The organism is Erysipelatoclostridium sp. DFI.2.3, assembly GCF_019132535.1.
GTDB lineage: Bacteria > Bacillota_I > Bacilli_A > Erysipelotrichales > Erysipelotrichaceae > Clostridium_AQ > Clostridium_AQ innocuum.
The window spans coordinates 325,746-345,864 of record NZ_JAHOOJ010000002.1 but is presented as its reverse complement, the minus strand read 5'-3'; the positions used below and the strand labels follow the sequence as shown (position 1 = coordinate 345,864).

Genomic DNA, 20,119 nt, shown 5'->3' with positions numbered 1-20,119 from the left:
TTTCATTCATAAACACTGTAATATTCATTTTCATAAACTAACTTATACTCATTATTAGTTATAAAATTGTTTAGAATCATCTTCTTCTCATTTATTTGTGATGTTCTTTCTAAATTACTTAAATAACCAACTTCATCAAATCCAAAATAAGATGATGTACGACAAATAACAATCAATGGTAGAGATGAATTTTCTTTCAACTTTTCCTCCAAATCTTGAGAAAATTCTTTTATAGAATATGATGAAACATTTATCCATGGACGCACATATGCCTCTTTATTACTTAATTCATATAATAGAACACTATCACCATATACTAATAATTCTTTATTATCATAAATAGAATTATTAAGTATATTCAAGACATCATTTACTGTCTCTGCCTGTCTTTGTGTAGTAAACAGTAATTTTGTTTCTTTCGAATTAATTTTAGAATTTAAATTAAAGATGTTAGAATCATCATACATATTAGTAGTTATTAAATAATTTGAAATTAATACAATACAAGTTAAAAAAATAATTTTCGAACTTACTCCTAACCATTTATTTTTAAATTCAATAAATAACTTATAGAGAAAATGAAATACTAATGGCATTAGTATCCACATACCTAAAATTGTATGTCGAAACCTAACTCCAGATCCCATAAACACTAAATAATTCAGTAAAATTCCTAAAACACCTAATAATCCAATTTTTTTATATTTATCTGAATATGTTCCTAGAATTGAATAATATATTCCGCATATCAACAATATTCCAAAATATATCCATCCAAAAGAGCTAAGTTTTGCCCATCCTTGTGGCATTGCAGAAAAACTATTAATCGAATAAAAAATCAACAAAAGTACCACACAAGCTAAACAAAAAAAGAGAAAAGAATATAACTTTTTATCCTTTAAATAATATTTAATTCTAGTAATAAAAAATCCAATCAACATAGAATATACTAAAAGTAATAATCCTATTTCTATTGATGCCATACTATCTTTTATCAAAAATATAAATACATTTAAAAAACCATATTGAGAAGTTCCACTTTCTCCTTTTGATAAAAACAGAGCACGATTGAATTCTTCTAACAAATAGTCAAATCCAAAAATTAGCATATAAATTAGCAAAATAACTATTATTGATAAAATGAAACCAGATAAAAAAGAGACAATTTGACTAATCGTATCTTTTCTAGTTACATTGGAATTATAATATTTCCAAATTATTATTGGAAATATTAAAATAATACTAGTAATACTTGGTAATCTTACAAATACAGATATACCAACTAATATTCCAGAAATACAGCAATAAAATAATTTATTATTTATTAACCCTTTATACAAAAAATAAATTGCCATAATCATTAAAAGCATATTTAATTGATGAAAATTATAAACATTAATATATGTATCACAAATTAAGAGACTCAATGTTATTCCAAATAAAAGTATTTCTTTTCTTATCTCTTCTTTCAACAATTTATATACAAAGTAACAACTAGCCCATTCAATAAGAACCTCAAGAAGGTTCAATCCCCATAATCCTAAAAAAGATGTAATGCTGTACCATAAATATCCAATAATCGTCGCCAAGAAAGTCATTAATGAGACTGTTTCGGAAAACGGATGCTGGTAATTATATAAATATAAACCTGTATCCGCCATATCTATTCCGAAAAAGGAATGAATTAATGGCCACCCTATAATTATTAGGAGAAATATTAAATTCAGATTGACTTTTAGTTTTTTCTTGTAGACTATCATTTTTATCCTCTTTTCAAAGATTTTGAAATTTCATCTACTACATACAAAGTATCTTCAGTCGTCATGTCTACATACAGAGGTAATCTTAATATTCTCTTTCCTAAATCTTCAGTAACTGGCAACATTTCTGGTGTATATCCTAATTTTTGTCCATATGGTGAAGAATGCAAAGGTACATAACAAATATAACTTGAAATACCCTTTTCTTTTAAAGAATTGATTAAATTTGTTCTTGTATCTTCATCAGGCAATACGATGCAGAACATATGCGCATTATGCTCGATATCTTCTGGCAATACCGGTCTTCTCAATAAGCCTTCCTTTTCTAAGCATTCTAGTCCATTATAATATGTATTCCATACATTCATTCTTTTTTCTAGAATTTCATCATAACGTTCCATTTGTGCTGATAAAATTGCTGCTAACAAATCACTAGGTAAAAAAGAAGAACCGATATCATGCCATGTATATTTATCTACTAATCCGCGTAATACATTTCTTCGATTTGTACCTTTTTCACGGATGATTTCAGCACGCTCCATATATTTATCTTCATTAACAACAATTGCGCCACCTTCACCCATAACATAATTTTTGGTTTCGTGAAAACTAAAACATCCAAATTCAGTTAATGTTCCTGCATATCTACCTTTGTATGTAGATCCTACCGCCTGAGCAGCATCTTCAATCACGAAAAGACCATGGCGATTTGCAATTTCATTGATCTTATCCATCTCACATGGAAAACCTGCATAGTCAACCGCATAGATTGCTTTTGTTTTTGGTGTTATTAGATCCTCAATTAAATTTTCATCGATATTAAATGTATCTTCTCGAATATCACAAAATACAGGTTTTGCCCCTCTTAATAGAAATGCATTTACCGTAGAAGAAAAAGTAAAAGAAGGCGTAATTACTTCATCCCCTGGTTCTAAATCAATTAAAATAGAAGCCATTTCTAATGCAGTAGTCCCTGAAGTTGTCAACAACATATTATCAATATGAAATCTCTTTTTAAAATGTTCATATACTTCTGTTGTATACTTTCCATCTCCTGATAATATACTATTCCCGTTCAAGCAATCAACTACTTTGTTAATTTCTAGTTCCGTAATTGATGGTTTATTAAATTTTATCATTCCCTAACCCTCCTGAAATATCTCTAACCTTTTGAACTAATTGAGCTTGTAAAAGTATTTCATTATAGATTTTATCTCTTACAGCAGTGTCATTTATAGCATTATAAAATTGACGTATGGATTTTCTAAAATGAGAATCACAGTTTAATTCAAGAGTTTCAACTTCTCCGTTTTGAATAATTTTCAAACTTGGTTTGAAGTTGTCTGGGGCTGTAAAAATACGATCCGTTTGCATAATTCCTTTACTTCCCCATATGGATAACATACATTGGTATTCACAATCCATTCCATATTCTCCAATAAATACCTCATTTTTCTTATTTCTAAACATATAACTTCCATATAGATCTACATCAAAATCTTCATAGGAATTCATGACACATGACTCCAATGTAATATCTTCTCCAAGTAACTTTGTTGCAAGTTTTATTACATATCCTCCAGCATCCAATAAAGCGCCTCCCCCTAATTCTTTATTGTATCTGAAATCATTTTTATCCCTTCTAGGAAAACCAAATCTAGCATGATATGAATGCACTTTTCCAATTTTACCATTTTCAACTTCTTTCTTTATTTCTGAAATTTGTGAATGATATTGGAACATATAATTTTCATGCAATACAAGTTTTCTTTCTTCAGCTAATTTGACCAAGTTTAAACTATCTTGATAATTTGTAGTTGAAGGTTTTTCAACAAATACATGCTTATCATTTTCTAATGCTTTCTTTGCCCATTTATAGTGTAATGCAGGAGGCAATGGTAGATAGACTGCATCAACTTCATTTGACATAATTAAGGAAGAATAACTCTCGAAGATCTTCCCGCCATAGGTATCTACAAAAGTCTTTCCTTTTTTCCATTCATTTTCAATTACAGTGTCTGCAACATCTCCATCCCACTCTTCTTTTGATGCGATTGCAACACCTACATATGTAAAATTCTCTTCTTTTTCTAATGAAGGTAAAAATCTACGAAATGCGATTTCTGATGGACATATAATTCCGATTCTAATTTTTTTCATTTTTACACCTCTAATAATGATATTAAATTTCTAAGTTGTATATTTAAACAATTATTAACTTGAACTAATTGATTTAAAGTTCTATAACTTACCCAGAAATATCCTTCCTCTTCCGCAGCATGGATCTCATTTTTATTTATTTCTATAATAACATTTCGGTTTTGCTCATGATAAAACCTACCTCCTTCTTCTGAAAGTAGTACATCATGTATAATATTTACATTATGATTCATTTTATTCATAAACAAATCTACTATCTGATCCTGTTTATCCTGTGTTTTTGATGGTTCTAATTGCAGAGTTGGTCCTAATTCCAAAGAATCAAAGCAGCCGATTTCCTTCTTTATCCTTACTAAAAATTTCTTTACACCATCATCATTACAAACAAATAGTCCAAATAAAGCAATCCCTGTTGCTTCAAATAATGGTTGGCACCATCTCGTTACTTCTCTTCCCTCAATCATAATATCGCAAAATATAACTTTAAAATCATGTTCATGAACACATTTTATTTCCTTCTCTGTATATTTCCACGTAGAAAGTTGATTTAGAGAAACCAATGCATCTTCTTCATCATCAAACATTTTTGAATTGTTTATTTGTTGATATATTCTAGGAATCACATCCTCATCATGCATTGTAAAAATCGATTTAAATAAGCTTTTATCATTTGCTTTTGCTTCCATTGCCTTTAATTCATTACTTGAAAAACTGTGATTATAATATGGAATACAAGACAATACGGTTCGTGTATCCATATTCACAATATTGTCTTTTTTCATTAAACGCTTTATTTGTCCTAATGTCATCCATTTAAAATTTGGTTTTAACAAAACCTCATCCTGTACTTTTATGATAATATTTCGATTTCGTTTCTTATAAAAACGTGAAGATTGCTCTGATTGAATTTGATCTACGATGATTTCGTGATCAACCGCATTTAGGAAATATTCCAAATAATTCGGTTTTCTACCACCATGTTTTTGAGTAAAATTACTTTTTGTTGCTTGAATTGTAGGCGACAATTGTATTTTATTAATATTCCCAGGTTCAATTTTTGCCTGCATCAAAAAATTCAACACACCATCGATTTCCTTACAAATAATTCCTAAATAACCTATTTCGTTTTGTAAAATAACGGGTTGTTCTAATATGACATCATTTTCTCTTTTTCTTTGGAATCCTTTTACCGTGAAAAATGATAAATTCTGATTTCTAATTTGTCCTTCTTTTTCGTCATAGTACCATGGACTACACTCGTTCAAAGATATTTTTTCTATCTGAACCTCAAGATCGTTATTTCGTTGCTCAATCCACTCATCTATTTCATCATTTCCAGTAATATTTCCTGTTTTATTTAGCCAAGATTCGTAGAGAAGGATAATTGTATTTTTCACACGATTACCCCCTTACTACGCTTACTTCATTGACATCTTCTTCTGCAAGTCTCAATAAATATTTTCCATAATCCGTTTTCGCAAATTTCTCTGCCAATTTTAACAATTGAACTTTATCGATAAATCCTTTTATGTATGCAATTTCTTCTATGCAGGAAACATATAAACCACTTCTTTTCTGAACTGCTCCAACATACTCAGATGCTTCAAGTAAGGCGTTGGGATTTCCCGTATCTAGCCATGCAAAGCCTCTTCCAAGAACTTTGATATTTAGCTTTCCACGATGTAAATATTCATTATTTACGGAAGTAATCTCCAGTTCTCCTCTAGCTGAAGGTTTTATAGTTTTCGCAATGTCTACAACATCATTATCATAAAAATACAAACCAGGAACTGCATAATGAGATTTAGGCTTTTCAGGTTTTTCTTCCAGTGTCAACACTTTATAATCCTTATCAAAAGTGACTACACCATATTCTTTAGGATTATCTACATAGTACCCAAAAATTGTTGCACCTTTTTTGGATAAAGCTTCATTTAAAGTTGTCGTAAAATGACGACCGTAAAAAATATTATCTCCTAAAATCAATGCAACATGATCGTTTCCTATAAATTTTTCACCAATTATAAATGCCTCTGCTAATCCTCTTGGTTGTTCTTGTATTGCATATTCAATACTTAATCCCAATTGGCTTCCATCCCCTAATAATTCTTCAAATACTACTACATCTCGTGGTGTAGAAATAATTAGAATCTCTTTAATTCCAGCAAGCATTAATGTAGATAACGGATAGTAAATCATCGGTTTATCATATACAGGCAGTATTTGTTTCGATACGACTTGTGTCAATGGATAAAGTCTAGTTCCTGATCCTCCGGCTAAGATAATCCCCTTCATATTACACTCTCCCTTTCTCTTTATACATTTTGTTAAAATAACTTTGGTAGTCTCCAGAAAGAATATTATGCCACCATTCTTTATGATCCAAATACCATTGAATTGTTTGTTGGATGCCCGTGTCAAAATTATATTTTGGTTTCCATCCTAGTTCTGTTTCTAACTTATGTGGATCAATTGCATATCTTAAATCATGTCCTTTTCTATCTTCGACATACTTTATTAAAGATTCTGGCTTATTCAATGCTTTTAAAATCGTTTTAACTACTTCCAGGTTTGTTCGCTCATTATGTCCACCGACATTGTAAACTTCACCTACTTGTCCTTTTCTTATAATTAAATCAATTGCCACACAATGATCATATACGTGTAACCAATCTCTGACATTTTCTCCTGTTCCATATACAGGAAGGGATTCCTCAGCTAAAGCTCTAGAAATCATTAATGGAATTAATTTTTCTGGAAAATGATAAGGTCCATAATTATTGGAACATCTACTAATGGTCACTGGCAGACCATATGTTCTATGGTAAGCTAAAACAAACAAATCTGCCGCTGCTTTTGATGAACTATATGGACTAGATGTATGCAAAGGAGTTTCCTCAGTAAAAAACAAATCTGGTCGATCTAATGGCAAATCCCCATATACCTCATCCGTCGAAACCTGATGATAGCGTTGTATCCCATATTTATTACATGCGTCTAATAAAGTCGTAGTTCCCATTACATTCGTTCTAACAAAACTTTCTGGGTCCTCAATACTTCTATCAACATGAGATTCAGCCGCAAAATTTACAACCACATCAAATTTTTCTTTTTCAAACAGATCAAAAACAAAAGCTCTATCGGCTATATCTCCTCTAAAGAATTTATAATTGGGTTTGTCCTCAACAGGTTTGCATGTTTCTAAATTACCTGCATATGTTAGTAAATCAAGATTTACGATTACATCTTCTGGATACTTATTCACCATATAATGAACAAAATTTCCTCCAATAAAGCCTGCACCACCAGTTACTAAAATTTTCATTTTTAATCTCCTATCTTATTTTCCAAATGTAATATGACCCTATTTTTTTATACAAAGTCACTCCAGCATTTACTTTATAATGTTCTTGTACAAAAGTCAAGACTTCATTTATCGGCCTATTCTCTATAAAATAAACATTTTCCTTTAATAAATGTTTCATAGGGTTATTTATACTATTATTTTCCAAATGTTTCACCCAATCCGGGTGAAATGTATCAATTCCAGCAAAAAAAGCAGCATTTTTAAATTCTGATTTTTGAATCCCTTTCCATGGATTGTAATTCAAATATAACGTTTGAATATTGGAATAAAAACCTAAATAATAAAAATTATTTGGATTCTGCTTAATTTCGTTTATAACGCTCATATCTTTCTCTTTTGCAAAAGAAGCATTATATTTTGCTAAATCATTATTCCATGAGATAAACATGGAATCGTAACTACTTTTTCCATAACTTGGTATATGCACTGGTATTCTGCATACAAACAGGACAATCAGCACTGCATATAGAGCTTTATTGCTAAATTTTTCAAATCGACTTTCCGATATTTGAAAGCTATAGAGCAAAAATGCCGCTGCTGCTAAAAAGATAGAATACTCAACGCGATAGTTTAGTCTTCCAAGATACATGTTTATAAACAATAAGCAGAAAGCAAAGAAATTCACAGACAAGACTTGGAAGATTCCATTTCTTATTGCAAAAATTCCAATCAATGAAATGAACATCAGTGCCCATGCACTTACGTAATATTTATACTGGCGATTTATTAAATTGACAATCGTTCCTTTTATACTCGTATATTGACGATCACGATAGGTACTTAAAATCGTACTTACCGTTTTTAATTTATCTAAATCGTAATATTCTATATCTCCAAAATTCCAATGAACTAATGTATAAAAATCATTTTCACTAATTCCATTTTTTTCGAATTCTGTTCGATTTTCCTCATATGAGTAATAAGAATAATCAACAATATCGGATCGATATGCACTGTATTCTTTATATTCTTTATACGCAGGATATCGTTGGACAAATTCTTTACTGAAAAAGCTCAATCCTACTAAAACAAAAAAACATGGGAACATTACTTTTCCTGCTTTTTTAGCCAATTTCACGAAATCTATATACTTGAACCTCTTCTGGATTCCATGAAATAAGATTGGTAGCACAGAAAAAAATAAAACAATATAGATGCATTTATTTCTTATCATATAGCCAACACAGAAAAGGAGGATCCCCAAGGCGATTTCTTTTTTATTCATCGTGTTGCGATCTAAAATATTGCTTAACATAAGAATGCATCCAGCACATAGAGAGAGTGTCGCAGTCTTTGTGAATTGAACTAATAAGTATAGATCATTGGATAAAAACAAAAGAAATATCATGAAAAGCAATATGCTTAGATTATCTTTTCTATATTTCAAAAACGTATACGATAGGATGCATAATGAAGTGAATATTACCGTAATTTGAAAAATAAAATACCAGTTAATTGTTGCGATGAATGTATATAAGATAGAAAGAACAATCCCAATGATAGGATGCATAAACATAATAAATGGGGAAGGTGAACCTGTGTAAGCTCCAGAAACTATCATTTCCATGATAAAGTCATCAGAAACCTCATACTTCATACATCCTGAGAAGGCAAATAATAATAGGAGAGCTAAGTTTATACAAAAAATTCCTTTTTTAGAAATTAAAAACTCTTTCATCACAACGTTCACCTCCTTTTTAATGCGAAATAACCTTTATATATGTAGTCGATCACAAACTCTTCTTTCAATAGAATCAAGCAAATAACATAGCTTCCAAAGTATAAACTTGCATATACAAATAGACTGAAGAAGACAGAGAAATTGATAAATGCATTTATAGAAAGTACAACCACTGTTGCAAACACACATGAAATAATAATTTTAGAAATATGCAAACTACTCTTAACTGCATATAACTGTTTGGAAGTATACACAATTTGCACAACCAAAACAGAAAATTCAGCAATCAGTGTCCCTAAAGAAGCTCCTGCTGCCCCAAATTTAGGGATACATATATAATTAACAATTAAGTCTAGAATAGCTCCCATCATTACTGAATATACAACAAACTTTTCTTTTCCTAAAGGAGTTAATATTTGAATACCTGTGATGTTGGATAATCCTATTAAAAGAATCGTAGGAGTAATTATTTGCATTGCTAGTGTTGCGCCTATAAAATCTTCTCCAGATAAAACAATCAACGTTTCTTTTGCAAATAAAATAAAGAAAATAGTTAGCGGTAATGCTACTATAAAAACAAATCGAATACTCTTAGAAATTAAGTTTTGAAACTGTATTTTATCATTTCTTTGAATACAATAAGATAATCTAGGTAATAAAACCGTTCCTAAAGATGTAACCAAACTTAACAATATTGTCTTAATTTTTATTGCAGCATTATAGTACCCGACCTCTACATCAGATTGCATAAAACCAAGCATGACAGTATCGAGATTTGTATAGACTGTAATTGCAACAGACTGAGCAAAGAAAACCAAAATCGGTCTTATATGCACTAGAAAATTATAACTTTCAACCTTTTTAAAACTAATTAGTTTACGTAATCTAACAAAATTCATTATATTAGATCCTGCATTTGCAAAAATCGTAATTCCACCATACATAATATAGTCGCTTTTTTGATGAATAAAGAAAAACATTAATATGATGGACATAATTTTAAAAAATATAGAGCGGTAAGTTATATAGCTATACTGCTCCAGGGCTTGATATAACCAATTAACCCCAAAAACATTTAAAAGAATTGACAAAGAGTTTATTAGCATTAAAGTTTTCTCTTTATATAATTCTGGCACCATAAAGATACTAATAAAATAAAACACTAACGCTATACTAGTCGCACTCATATGAATAATAAGAAGCTCTTGTACTGTTTTATTTAGTTTGTCTTTATCATCGCGTATTCTTGCACATGCACGTATGCCGTATGTTGGAATTCCTAAAGCAGCAACCATAGAAAAGTAACTTGCAATCGATGTTGCAAATGCTACTTTACCAGTTCCCTCAGCTAATAGAATTCTAGAAACATAGGGAAATGTTACAATAGGAAATATAAAATTTGCTGCAGTCAAAATGAAATTCATTACAAAGTTCTTTTTGACAGATTGTATTTTATTCATTAAATTCTTTTCCTACCATGTCTAAGGCTTCACTTATGATATGATGCATATCATAATACTTGTACATTCCCAATCTTCCTCCAAAAATAACTTTATTTTCTTTGTCTGCAAGTGCTTTATATTTTTCATATAAATAATTATTTTTTTCATCATTCATCGGATAATATGGTTCATCACCTATTTTCCAAGTTGCTGGATACTCTCTTGTTATTACTGTTTTTCTTGTTTCCCCGTACTCAAAATGCTTGTGTTCTATAATTCTAGTATATGGTATTTCATATTCATTATAATTTACCACAGCATTACCTTGATAATTCTCCATTTCTAATACTTCTGTTTCAAATCTAAGACTACGATATTCTAATTCACCAAAGCAATAATCATAATATTGATCAATCATACCAGTGAAAACTATTTTATTAGCAATCGTTTCTAGTTCTTTTCTGTTAGAAAAATAATTACAATTCAATCGTATATCAATCCCCTCAAGCATTTTTTCAATAATCTGTGTATATCCGCCGATTGGTATACCTTGATATAAATCATTAAAATAGTTATTATCGTATGTAAATCTCACAGGTAATCTTTTAATAATGAAGGAAGGTAGTTCATCACATCTTCTTCCCCATTGTTTTTGTGTATATCCTTTTACTAATTTTTCGTATATGTCTCTTCCTACTAATGAAATAGCCTGCTCCTCTAGATTTTTAGGATCTGTGATACCTGATTCTTTAATTTGTTGCTCAATTTTTTTCTTTGCTTGCTCTGGGGTAATGACTCCCCAAAGCTTATTAAACGTATTCATATTAAAAGGCATGTTGTAAATTTCATCTTTATATCTAGCAATAGGAGAGTTGGTATATCTGTTAAACGTAGCAAATTGCTGAATATATTTCCAGACCTCGTGATTAGATGTATGGAATATATGCGCCCCATATTCATGAACATTAATACCTTCCACTTCTTTAGTGTAAATATTTCCGCCAATATGAGGTCTTTTGTCAATTACAAGACAATTTTTTCCCCTTTTTTTTGCTTCATATGCAAAAATAGAACCAAATAGACCTGCACCTACTATCAAATAATCATACATTCAATTCACTCACTTTCCATCGAACTTTTCTCCAGGTTCAACCTGTTTTCCTAATAAATTATGCCTAGCATCATGATATGCTTTTTTGGTATATCTAATTCTAGGCAAAGACCATTTTGAAATTGCTCTTAAATATGAAAACAAACAAAAATACATTGGGCGTAATCGTTTAAAAATGAAATTCTTCCCATATTTCATATCAAATACAAATGAATTCCTCAACATATAGTATTGTTTCCAATAAATTGGTTCACTTATATTGGGCAATGGTAGTTGCCTATTTAATTTTGCATTAACCATAAAATATATCTTTGTTATCTTTGTACAGCGATATGCGTAGTCACTATCATCAAAGAGTAAAAAATATTTATCATCTGGTAGACCAATTTCCGACAAAATTTCAGAATTAAACAATGGTCCTTCAAACGCAAAATCCACAACTTCTATTTTTTCTTTTCCGGTAAAATCTGAAATAACTTGTTTATCTTCTACACGTTTAAAGAAATTGTCAAAATTCATTTTTATAACAGCATTATCTTTAAAATTTTCACAAGTTCTGTTTGGGATGCACACTTTATGATTTTCATCCATTCCCTCAAGCAAAATTTCTAAGCAATTTACTTCTGGTAATACATCATCATCCATTACCCAATAATAGTCATAGTCATACTTTAATCCTATTTCAAAGGCTTTTTTAAATCCGCCTGCCCCTCCTTCATTTTTTTCATTTAAATAATAATAAAATTTGATATTATTTAAATTAGTGATTTGTACCTCATTAATCTTTTCATGTAAGTTTAAGCCTAAAGCATTTAAATGACATAAAGTCCCATCAGTTGAATGATTATCAACGACTACAATCCCTGATATTTGATGGGTTTGATTACTTAATGCATTTAAAACTTTTTCTAAACATTTTTTACGATTATATGTACATAATAATACACAGACTTTTTTATTCATTTATTCGCCTTCCCTTTCTTTTTTGAACTATCCTAAATATGTAGGAGCCTACTACAATTTTTAAGACAGAAATTTTTAGTTTTTTAGATAATACACTTAGCTTTATATTTTCTACTAAAACATGATATGCTCCTGCATAATACATCCTTTTAAGTTCTGATCTAGCTTCATACTGCATAAGTTCTATTGTATATAGTAAAAAACCTTTCGGCGATTTAGCCAAATGATGATAGATATTTCTAGTTAAGCCTGAATCCAAATACTCACATCGATAAATGGGTTCATTAAACCATCTTATTTTATATCCGTCTCTTGCTATTTCATTCCATAAGACACATTCACTTAGAAATTTTTCACCACTAAATTCCGGAAATCTATACTTCTTTATTACATCTGTATAAAAAACCTCAGCTTTATCTCCTTTTATATTCTTTTCTCTTCTTTCTATCGAAGAACAGTCCAAATATTCTCCTTCAAACGATTCTCCTACATCTCCACTAAATTCATAAGATTTCAAGCCTCCAATACCTGCAAACTTTTCTTGTTCACTTTTTAGAGTAGTAAACCAAAAGATAATTCTTTCTATTGAATTTTCTGGTAAAGTATCATCTGAATCAACTATAAAGAAAAATTCTCCTGTCGCATTTTCTATTCCCATATTAACTGCATGATGTTTTCCTCTATTTGTTGATTTTATATAATTAATTCCAAATGGACTCTTTTCTTTCAGCTTATGAACTATATCTTCTGTATCATCTGTTGATCCGTCATCTACTATAATCCATTCCATCATCGTTAAATCAACTGTTTGCTTTGTTAAAGTCTCATATAATTTAGGCAAGAAACTAGAACGATTATACGTAGGTGTCATAATTGTTATTTTAATATCACTCATATTCATTACCTTTTTCAAATAAACAGTCAAACTCATATAAACGTGCTTGTAAATCAAAAAAAGGACTTCTTTCTACTGCTTTTTCTCTCAATTCATTTAATTTATCCTTATCCATAAGTAATTGCTTTAAACCTTCATATAGTCCATTCTCATTATTCTCTACAATTAGACCGAATTCACTGTCTCCTAAAATATCTTTCATTCCTGCACAATCTGTCGTAAGTACAGGTGTACCTAAAAAAATAGCTTCAGAAACCACTGTGCTAAATCCTTCAGTTAATGAAGAACATACAAATAAATCTGCTTTTTTTAATAATGGATATGGATTATCAATAAATCCAGTTAATTCAACACAATCATTTAGTTTATTATCATCAATAAATTTTTGATAAGTATCCTTCAAGAGTCCGGTTCCTACAATTTTTAATTTAAATGTCAATTTATCTTCTTTTAATCTAACACAACACTTTAAAAGTCGATCATATCCTTTTTGTGGACTAAGTCTTCCCACAGTAATAAGATTTAATGGATTCTGCCTCTTATATTCTGTAACATTTTTTATAGAATTTAGTATCTTATTAGTATCTAGCACATTTAGTTGAACTTGCACTTTTTCTTCATCCACATCGTATATTTTTAAAAAAGAAGTTTTCACATCAGATGAAACGCATAATATCTTATTGTAAAAATTATAACATTCTTTCGCTTCTTCTTTACTTCTATAGTATTTATTGCTATCAGGCAGATTTATTAAATCAACATGAACCCATGCATATTTGGGAGTCCTTGACTTAGAACCGGCAATTATCTTAGTTACTGGTCCTTCTAAAAATGCTATTTCATAATCATATTCTCCCTGAACATATTTCTTGTATAATTTTTCTTTTTTTGAAAATTTAATATATCTTAAAAAAAGAAAGCGAATATAATTTCTCAATCGCTCTGGATACGCTTCTAAATCAAAAGCAAAAAAATATGTTGCATATTTTTTTATTTCTTCTATATATATTCCCTCATTTAACAAAGAAAAAACATACACATCATATTTCGTTTTATCCATTGCTTTCACTGTATCAAGAAGTATTTTCTCTGCACCACCACCAATTAAATTAGTTATGCTAAATAATATTTTCTTTTTCATTAAAAGCCTCCCCTAAAATATCCAATACCAGCCATATGCTATGATATTTGCATATGTCGCTAATATAGAAGCAATTGACAAAAATAACATAATTATAGATAAAATATGTGTTAGTTTAATTTTAAATTTCTTAAATTCAAAATAATTATTAATCTTTTTTTCTGATAATAAAATAAATAAAGGTTCTATCATAAACAAAGGCACCAAGTACATAAATCTTCTAATCAGATCAAATTGATAGAACGTTGATAACGCTAATATTGTATATAGAATTAAATACTTAATTGTATTAGACTCCTGTTTATGCATTAGTATAATTATAAAAGAAGCAAAGAGAGCAAGAAGCATATATAATATCATATAATTCATATTATACGGCTGTATCGTTCCATTTAAATATGGCTGTATCTTAAGATAGATAAATGCATCTTTCGGACATAAACTCAAAAGTAACTTTAAAATTGGATAATGAAAAAGAATACCTGCAAATAAAACGAACTGAATTTTTCTATTTTTTATCCTATCTACGAATAAAGGGATTACAAGAACCAATGATACTGGATGAATAAGTGCTAATAATAAAACTACAATCAAGTAGTGATGAACTCGTATTCTCTCTGTTTTTAACGCATAACAGTAATATGCGCCAGTGATAAAACAAAAATAATTCCTTATTGCTAAGATATAAGTTTTATAAAAAGACATGCAAAATATAAATAAAAACATTCCTATCAATATATTTTTGTTTTGTATATCTAAATCATCATAAATCATTAGTATTAGCTTAAATAAAAAGAAATATCCGACAAATGTAAAAATCGCTTGGTATAAGCCTAATATATTAGTTTGTGCAATGATATACATTATTAAGTTATTCAAATATACGAATGAATATCCTGAATAAAATATTACCATAATTGAATGATTTTGATAATTTCTCATGACATCAAAATGTCTCTGTAAATCATCCGATACATTAGGCAATGTATAAAAAGCAATGAAAGCTAAGCCAATTGAAATCAATACAATAGATAAAAGATCTCGTTTTTTTTGTTCTTGTATAAGAAGATAACACCCACTACCTATACATAAAATCGGTAATGTAATGCATACTATAAAAAGAATATTAGACATCTATAACTCTCCTTTTATGTAATTTTTTATAAACCTTTTTTGGAATCATTCCAATAATTAATGGTTTCAGTGCATAAATAAATAAGTACTTTGTCATTCCTGTACGCTTCATCCAATAAAATTTTAGTTTCGCCTCTTGAATTCTATATACATATTTTCTTTTTTTTATTCCACTTTCATCTTCTCTATATTCTAAAAGATAATCACCAATAATCTCCAATACCATTCTTTCTTCTTTCATTTTACACCATAAATCATAATCTTCAGCACGACATGTTAATTCAGTTACTGTATATTTATTCACATTAAGTATCGCTTCTTTTCTCATCATCACAGAAGGATGAATAAGGGAAGTTTGCTTAACCGCTTCTTTTAATGAAATACTTTTCATATGAGGAAATTCAGTCTTTGAATACCTATTTGATGAGTTATCTATATAGTATACATTAGTACCAATCACACTAGTTTCTGGATGCTCATTTAAATACTCTACTTGAATAGAAAATCTATCTGATAAAGCCCTATCATCACTATCCATTCTTGCAATATAATCACCTTTAGATATATCTATGCACCTATTAAGTGAGGCTGCTAGCCCCATGTTTTTTTTATTATTTATAATTGTTATTCTATTATCAATTTTTTTATATTTCTCTAATATCTTAGTGCTTTGATCCGCAGAACAATCATTACATATAATAAATTCAAAATTCTTATAGGTTTGACAAAGAATAGATTCTATTGCTTCTTTTAAAAATCTCTGATCATTATACACACCCATAATTACAGAAATCAAAGGTTCTTTATTCATTTCTCTCATAAATTTCCCTCATTTTCAAATTCACTTTCTTTATAGAATAATTTGAAACTTTATTATAATTAAAAGCAGACATGGATTTAGAAAGGCCTAACTCTAATATTTTATTTATATAAATATTAAATTTTTCGTTTTCTAAATCCACACAGTATCCTCCTTTTTCATTTTCTATTAAATCTTCATTTCCTCTTATTTTGGAAACGACACAAGGTAATCCACATGCCATTGCTTCCATTAAGGCTACTGACAACCCTTCTCTTTTTGAAGGAAATACAAAAATATCACATGACTTCATTATCTTAATTACATCTTTTCTATATCCAAGAAAATGTAATCTGTCTGATACATGTAATTTCTTGGCTAATCGCTCATGTTGCTCTTTCAACTGACCATCACCGCACATTAGATAATGCACATTATTGGGTAACTCTGGTAATATTTCTATTACAATCTTGTGATTTTTATTAGCATTAAGCTCTCCAACTGAAAGTATTAAGATTGCATCCTTTGGAATATTCAACTCTTCACATAATTGTATCTTATTTTCTTTAATTAAATTAATTTTATCTATATCAATTCCAACACCTGGTACATATTCAACAGTACCGCTTTTCTTTAATTTAAATTTCTTTGCAGCAATATAGTCTTCTTTGTTAATTGTAATCAGTACATTTGTATATTTTGCGCCAATTTTTTCAATGTTTCTAAAAATAAAATTTTTAACTGAAGCATTCCCTTTAAAAAAGTGAAAACCATGTGCTGTGTAAATCATTTTGCAAGTTCCGTATATATTACTTTTTTTATAAGCTAAACGTGTTATAAAGCTTGAGATAGGTGTATGTGTATGAACTAGAGAATAATTCTTATCATTTAATAACTGCTTTATTTGTTTATAAGAATTTATTATGTTTTTTATATTTTTAGGACTTCTCGAAAAACTAATATTAATTTTTTTAATCTTTAATTCCTTTAATTCACTTTCGAATTTTTTTATTCTTTCTCTATTCCAAACTGAATAATCATCAAAATTGCAGGCAACATCTACTGTGTATCCTAGTTCTTGTAGTAATTTGATATTATCCATGTTAAACTGTCCAATCATCGATGGAACAGTCGCAGTCATTAATACTCTTTTCATACTTTCTCCTATCTTACTTCATTTGTTTTGCTGGAACTCCTATATAAGTGCCATTTTCAACTATGTCTTTTACAACTACAGAACCAGCACCTATCACCGTCTCTTCAACTATTTTTTTCCCTTGTATGATTTTGGTTCCCGTTCCAACCTCCACACAATCATTCATTATTACATTCCCTGAAATATTCACTCCAGGATAAACTGTTATATAATCATGAAACTGCACATCGTGCCCAATTGTACAACTCAAATTAATATGATTAAAATTCCCTATTTCTATATTTGTAGTTAGAATATTCCCTTTACAAATAATATTTCCAAAACCTAACGTGATGGTTCTATCTATAATGACATCTTTATCAACTATATTAGGAAATGAAATATTCTTATTGGATTGAAGTCTTTCAACTATTTTTTTTCTGATTTGAGGATTTCCAATAGCTACTACTACATTGGTTTTCTCATTTGCATTAAGCAAAAAATCTATTGTTCCTAAAACAGGATAATCATTCACACTTTTGTTTTCCAAATCCTTATTATCATCTACAAAACCTTTAACATTCCAGTTATCTGAATTTTCAATAAGCCATGCTACTTCTCTACCAAATCCAGAAGCACCTACAATTATAATATTGTTCATATCATCACCTATTAATCATCCTTTAAACTCCTCCATTGTCGAAGAGGTATCGCTACTAATTCCTTCTTTCTTAAAAACCGTTTTCACAGTCATAAATAATATCTTCATATCCAATAAAAAAGAATACTCTTTCGTGTATTCTACATCTTTTTCAAATTTCTCTTCCCAAGAAATTGCATTGCGTCCACTCACTTGCGCAAGTCCAGTTAAACCTGGTCTTACATCATGTCTTTGTTTTTGAAATCCATTATAAAGTGGTAAGTAATGGACCAATAGAGGTCTAGGACCGATAATACTCATATCTCCTTTTAAAATATTAAAGAGCTCTGGAAGTTCATCAAGTGACGTTGAACGAAGTTTCTTTCCAAATGAAGTTAACCTAACTTCATCTGGCAGAAGATTTCCCTCCCCATCAGTTTCACTCGTCATGCTTCGAAACTTGTACATCTTGAATATCTTTTCATCCTTGCCTGGTCTTTTCTGTTTGAATATAACAGGACTTCCCAATTTCACTCTTACAAGTATGGCTACAATCAAGTAAATTGGACTCAACAAGATTATTGCTATTAAGGACAATGTGAAATCAAGAAATCTCTTAAAAAATAATCTGTACATTATTTAAAGCACCCCTTAATGATTTCTATGATTTGGCCTTGCTCTTCTATTGTCATCTTATTATCAGAAGGTAGACATAATCCTCTATCAAAAATATCCATACCTGCATCTAATGTACTGCCTTCGAGATACGCATTCGTTCTTGCTCTTCCGATTCCTTCTCTTGTAATGAAAGGATTCATTCTAAACACTGGCTGCATGTGCATCGGTTTCCAAATTGGTCTGCCTTCTGCATTGTATTTTGTCAATTCTTCTAATATCTCTGTTGGACAAGTTTTGCCTGCTTCACTAATAAATAGTGCCTCTTGTTCACTTCTTACCTGTTTACACATTGCTTCCTTATCGATAATTAAACAAGATAACCAGAAGTTTGGCTCACTATTCTCTTCATCATAAGGATTCATTTTTACTGGCAGGTCTTTTAACCCTTTTCTATATCTTTCATAAATAGCCTTTTTCTGTGCGATATGCTCCTCTAAGTGTGGAATTTGTCCTCTTACCACACCTGCAATGACGTTTGACATCCGGTAATTGTATCCCAATTCTTCATGCTGATACCAAGGTGCATTTTCTCTTGATTGTGTAGACCATTTTCTAACTTTCTCAGTCGCTTCTTTATCGTCAGTCAGAAACATCCCACCTGAGGATCCAGTTATGATCTTATTGCCATTAAATGATATTGCATTGTAATTCCCAAATGTTCCTGTCTGTACACCTTTATATCTTGCTCCTAAAGACTCGGCTGCATCTTCTATGATAATGACATTATGCTTTTTACAAACTGCTTTGATTTCATCGATTTTACCTGGGGTTCCATATAGGTGGACCAAGACAACAATTTTTACCTCCGGATATAATTCAAACGCTTTCTCTAAAGCAATCGGATCCATATTCCATGTATCATATTCCGTATCTATAAATACTGGTATCCCACCTTCATAGACTACTGGATTGACAGTAGCACCAAATGTCATATCTGTACAAAACACTTTATCTCCAGGTTTTACTCCAGCTAGTTTAACTGCCATATGTAAAGAGGATGTCCCGGATGCTAAAGCAACAGCATATTTGCATCCTACTTTTTCGCAAATCATTCTTTCTATTTCATTAATGTTTTTACCCACTGTAGACATCCAATTTGTTTTATAGGCTTCTGTAATATATTTTAATTCTTCTCCATGCATAGTGGGGCTTGACAGCCATATTTTATCCTTGAATTTCTCCAAATCTATCCCTCCAAAATAAAAGCAAGTCC

18 protein-coding genes are annotated in these 20,119 nt (G+C 30.0%); all 18 read right to left on the bottom strand.

Annotated elements, in window-relative coordinates; all coding sequences use genetic code 11:
* Positions 1-2: 2 nt before the first annotated feature.
* Genes KSZ58_RS03555 through KSZ58_RS03470 form a run of 18 tightly spaced genes read right to left on the bottom strand, consistent with a single transcriptional unit; the run spans position 3 to position 20,090 of the window.
* Positions 3-1,760 carry a glycosyltransferase family 39 protein gene (locus KSZ58_RS03555; protein ID WP_009269861.1) on the bottom strand — a complete coding sequence of 586 codons (1,758 nt, stop codon included), beginning with the start codon at positions 1,758-1,760 and terminating at the stop codon, positions 3-5.
* Between the two features lie 2 nt (positions 1,761-1,762).
* Entirely contained in the window at positions 1,763-2,899 is a 1,137-nt protein-coding gene (rffA, locus tag KSZ58_RS03550) for a dTDP-4-amino-4,6-dideoxygalactose transaminase (protein ID WP_002606159.1), read from the bottom strand.
* Entirely contained in the window at positions 2,886-3,920 is a 1,035-nt protein-coding gene (locus KSZ58_RS03545) for a Gfo/Idh/MocA family protein (RefSeq protein WP_009269862.1), read from the bottom strand. Before KSZ58_RS03545 ends, rffA begins: the two co-directional genes overlap by 14 nt.
* Positions 3,921-3,922: 2 nt before the next feature.
* The gene (locus tag KSZ58_RS23355) at positions 3,923-5,317 is read right to left on the bottom strand and encodes an NDP-hexose 2,3-dehydratase family protein (protein WP_009269863.1); all 1,395 of its coding nucleotides are present in this window, start codon (positions 5,315-5,317) and stop codon (positions 3,923-3,925) included.
* Between the two features lie 4 nt (positions 5,318-5,321).
* A complete protein-coding gene (gene rfbA / locus KSZ58_RS03535; protein WP_009269864.1) occupies positions 5,322-6,215 on the bottom strand; it encodes a glucose-1-phosphate thymidylyltransferase RfbA in 894 nt (297 codons plus the stop codon).
* A 1-nt stretch (position 6,216) separates the two neighbouring features.
* Positions 6,217-7,245 carry a dTDP-glucose 4,6-dehydratase gene (gene rfbB, locus KSZ58_RS03530; protein WP_009269865.1) on the bottom strand — a complete coding sequence of 343 codons (1,029 nt, stop codon included), beginning with the start codon at positions 7,243-7,245 and terminating at the stop codon, positions 6,217-6,219.
* Between the two features lie 10 nt (positions 7,246-7,255).
* Positions 7,256-8,965, bottom strand: coding sequence for a hypothetical protein (locus tag KSZ58_RS03525; protein ID WP_009269866.1), 1,710 nt, complete (start codon positions 8,963-8,965; stop codon positions 7,256-7,258).
* A gap of 8 nt (positions 8,966-8,973) precedes the next feature.
* Positions 8,974-10,428 (bottom strand): flippase, encoded by a 1,455-nt coding sequence (locus tag KSZ58_RS03520; RefSeq protein WP_009269867.1) that lies wholly within the window; start codon positions 10,426-10,428, stop codon positions 8,974-8,976.
* A complete protein-coding gene (gene glf / locus KSZ58_RS03515) occupies positions 10,421-11,521 on the bottom strand; it encodes a UDP-galactopyranose mutase (protein ID WP_009269868.1) in 1,101 nt (366 codons plus the stop codon). The genes KSZ58_RS03520 and glf overlap by 8 nt, the downstream gene beginning before the upstream one ends.
* Before the next feature lie 9 nt (positions 11,522-11,530).
* On the bottom strand, positions 11,531-12,484 hold the full coding sequence (locus tag KSZ58_RS03510) for a glycosyltransferase (RefSeq protein ID WP_009269869.1): 954 nt from the start codon (positions 12,482-12,484) through the stop codon (positions 11,531-11,533).
* On the bottom strand, positions 12,477-13,379 hold the full coding sequence (locus KSZ58_RS03505; RefSeq protein WP_009269870.1) for a glycosyltransferase family A protein: 903 nt from the start codon (positions 13,377-13,379) through the stop codon (positions 12,477-12,479). The genes KSZ58_RS03510 and KSZ58_RS03505 overlap by 8 nt, the downstream gene beginning before the upstream one ends.
* Positions 13,372-14,520, bottom strand: coding sequence for a glycosyltransferase (locus KSZ58_RS03500; protein ID WP_009269871.1), 1,149 nt, complete (start codon positions 14,518-14,520; stop codon positions 13,372-13,374). The genes KSZ58_RS03505 and KSZ58_RS03500 overlap by 8 nt, the downstream gene beginning before the upstream one ends.
* 12 nt (positions 14,521-14,532) lie before the next feature.
* Positions 14,533-15,654 carry a membrane protein gene (locus KSZ58_RS03495; protein WP_009269872.1) on the bottom strand — a complete coding sequence of 374 codons (1,122 nt, stop codon included), beginning with the start codon at positions 15,652-15,654 and terminating at the stop codon, positions 14,533-14,535.
* Positions 15,647-16,474, bottom strand: a complete 828-nt coding sequence (locus KSZ58_RS03490; RefSeq protein WP_002606171.1) for a glycosyltransferase — start codon at positions 16,472-16,474, stop codon at positions 15,647-15,649. The genes KSZ58_RS03495 and KSZ58_RS03490 overlap by 8 nt, the downstream gene beginning before the upstream one ends.
* A complete protein-coding gene (locus KSZ58_RS03485) occupies positions 16,458-17,609 on the bottom strand; it encodes a glycosyltransferase family 4 protein (protein ID WP_009269873.1) in 1,152 nt (383 codons plus the stop codon). The genes KSZ58_RS03490 and KSZ58_RS03485 overlap by 17 nt, the downstream gene beginning before the upstream one ends.
* Positions 17,610-17,622: 13 nt before the next feature.
* Positions 17,623-18,249, bottom strand: coding sequence for an acetyltransferase (locus tag KSZ58_RS03480; protein ID WP_009269874.1), 627 nt, complete (start codon positions 18,247-18,249; stop codon positions 17,623-17,625).
* Between the two features lie 15 nt (positions 18,250-18,264).
* The gene (locus KSZ58_RS03475; RefSeq protein WP_002606174.1) at positions 18,265-18,864 is read right to left on the bottom strand and encodes a sugar transferase; all 600 of its coding nucleotides are present in this window, start codon (positions 18,862-18,864) and stop codon (positions 18,265-18,267) included.
* Complete coding sequence (locus KSZ58_RS03470; protein WP_009269875.1) at positions 18,864-20,090, bottom strand: DegT/DnrJ/EryC1/StrS aminotransferase family protein; 1,227 nt, start codon at positions 20,088-20,090, stop codon at positions 18,864-18,866. Before KSZ58_RS03470 ends, KSZ58_RS03475 begins: the two co-directional genes overlap by 1 nt.
* Positions 20,091-20,119: the final 29 nt, after the last annotated feature.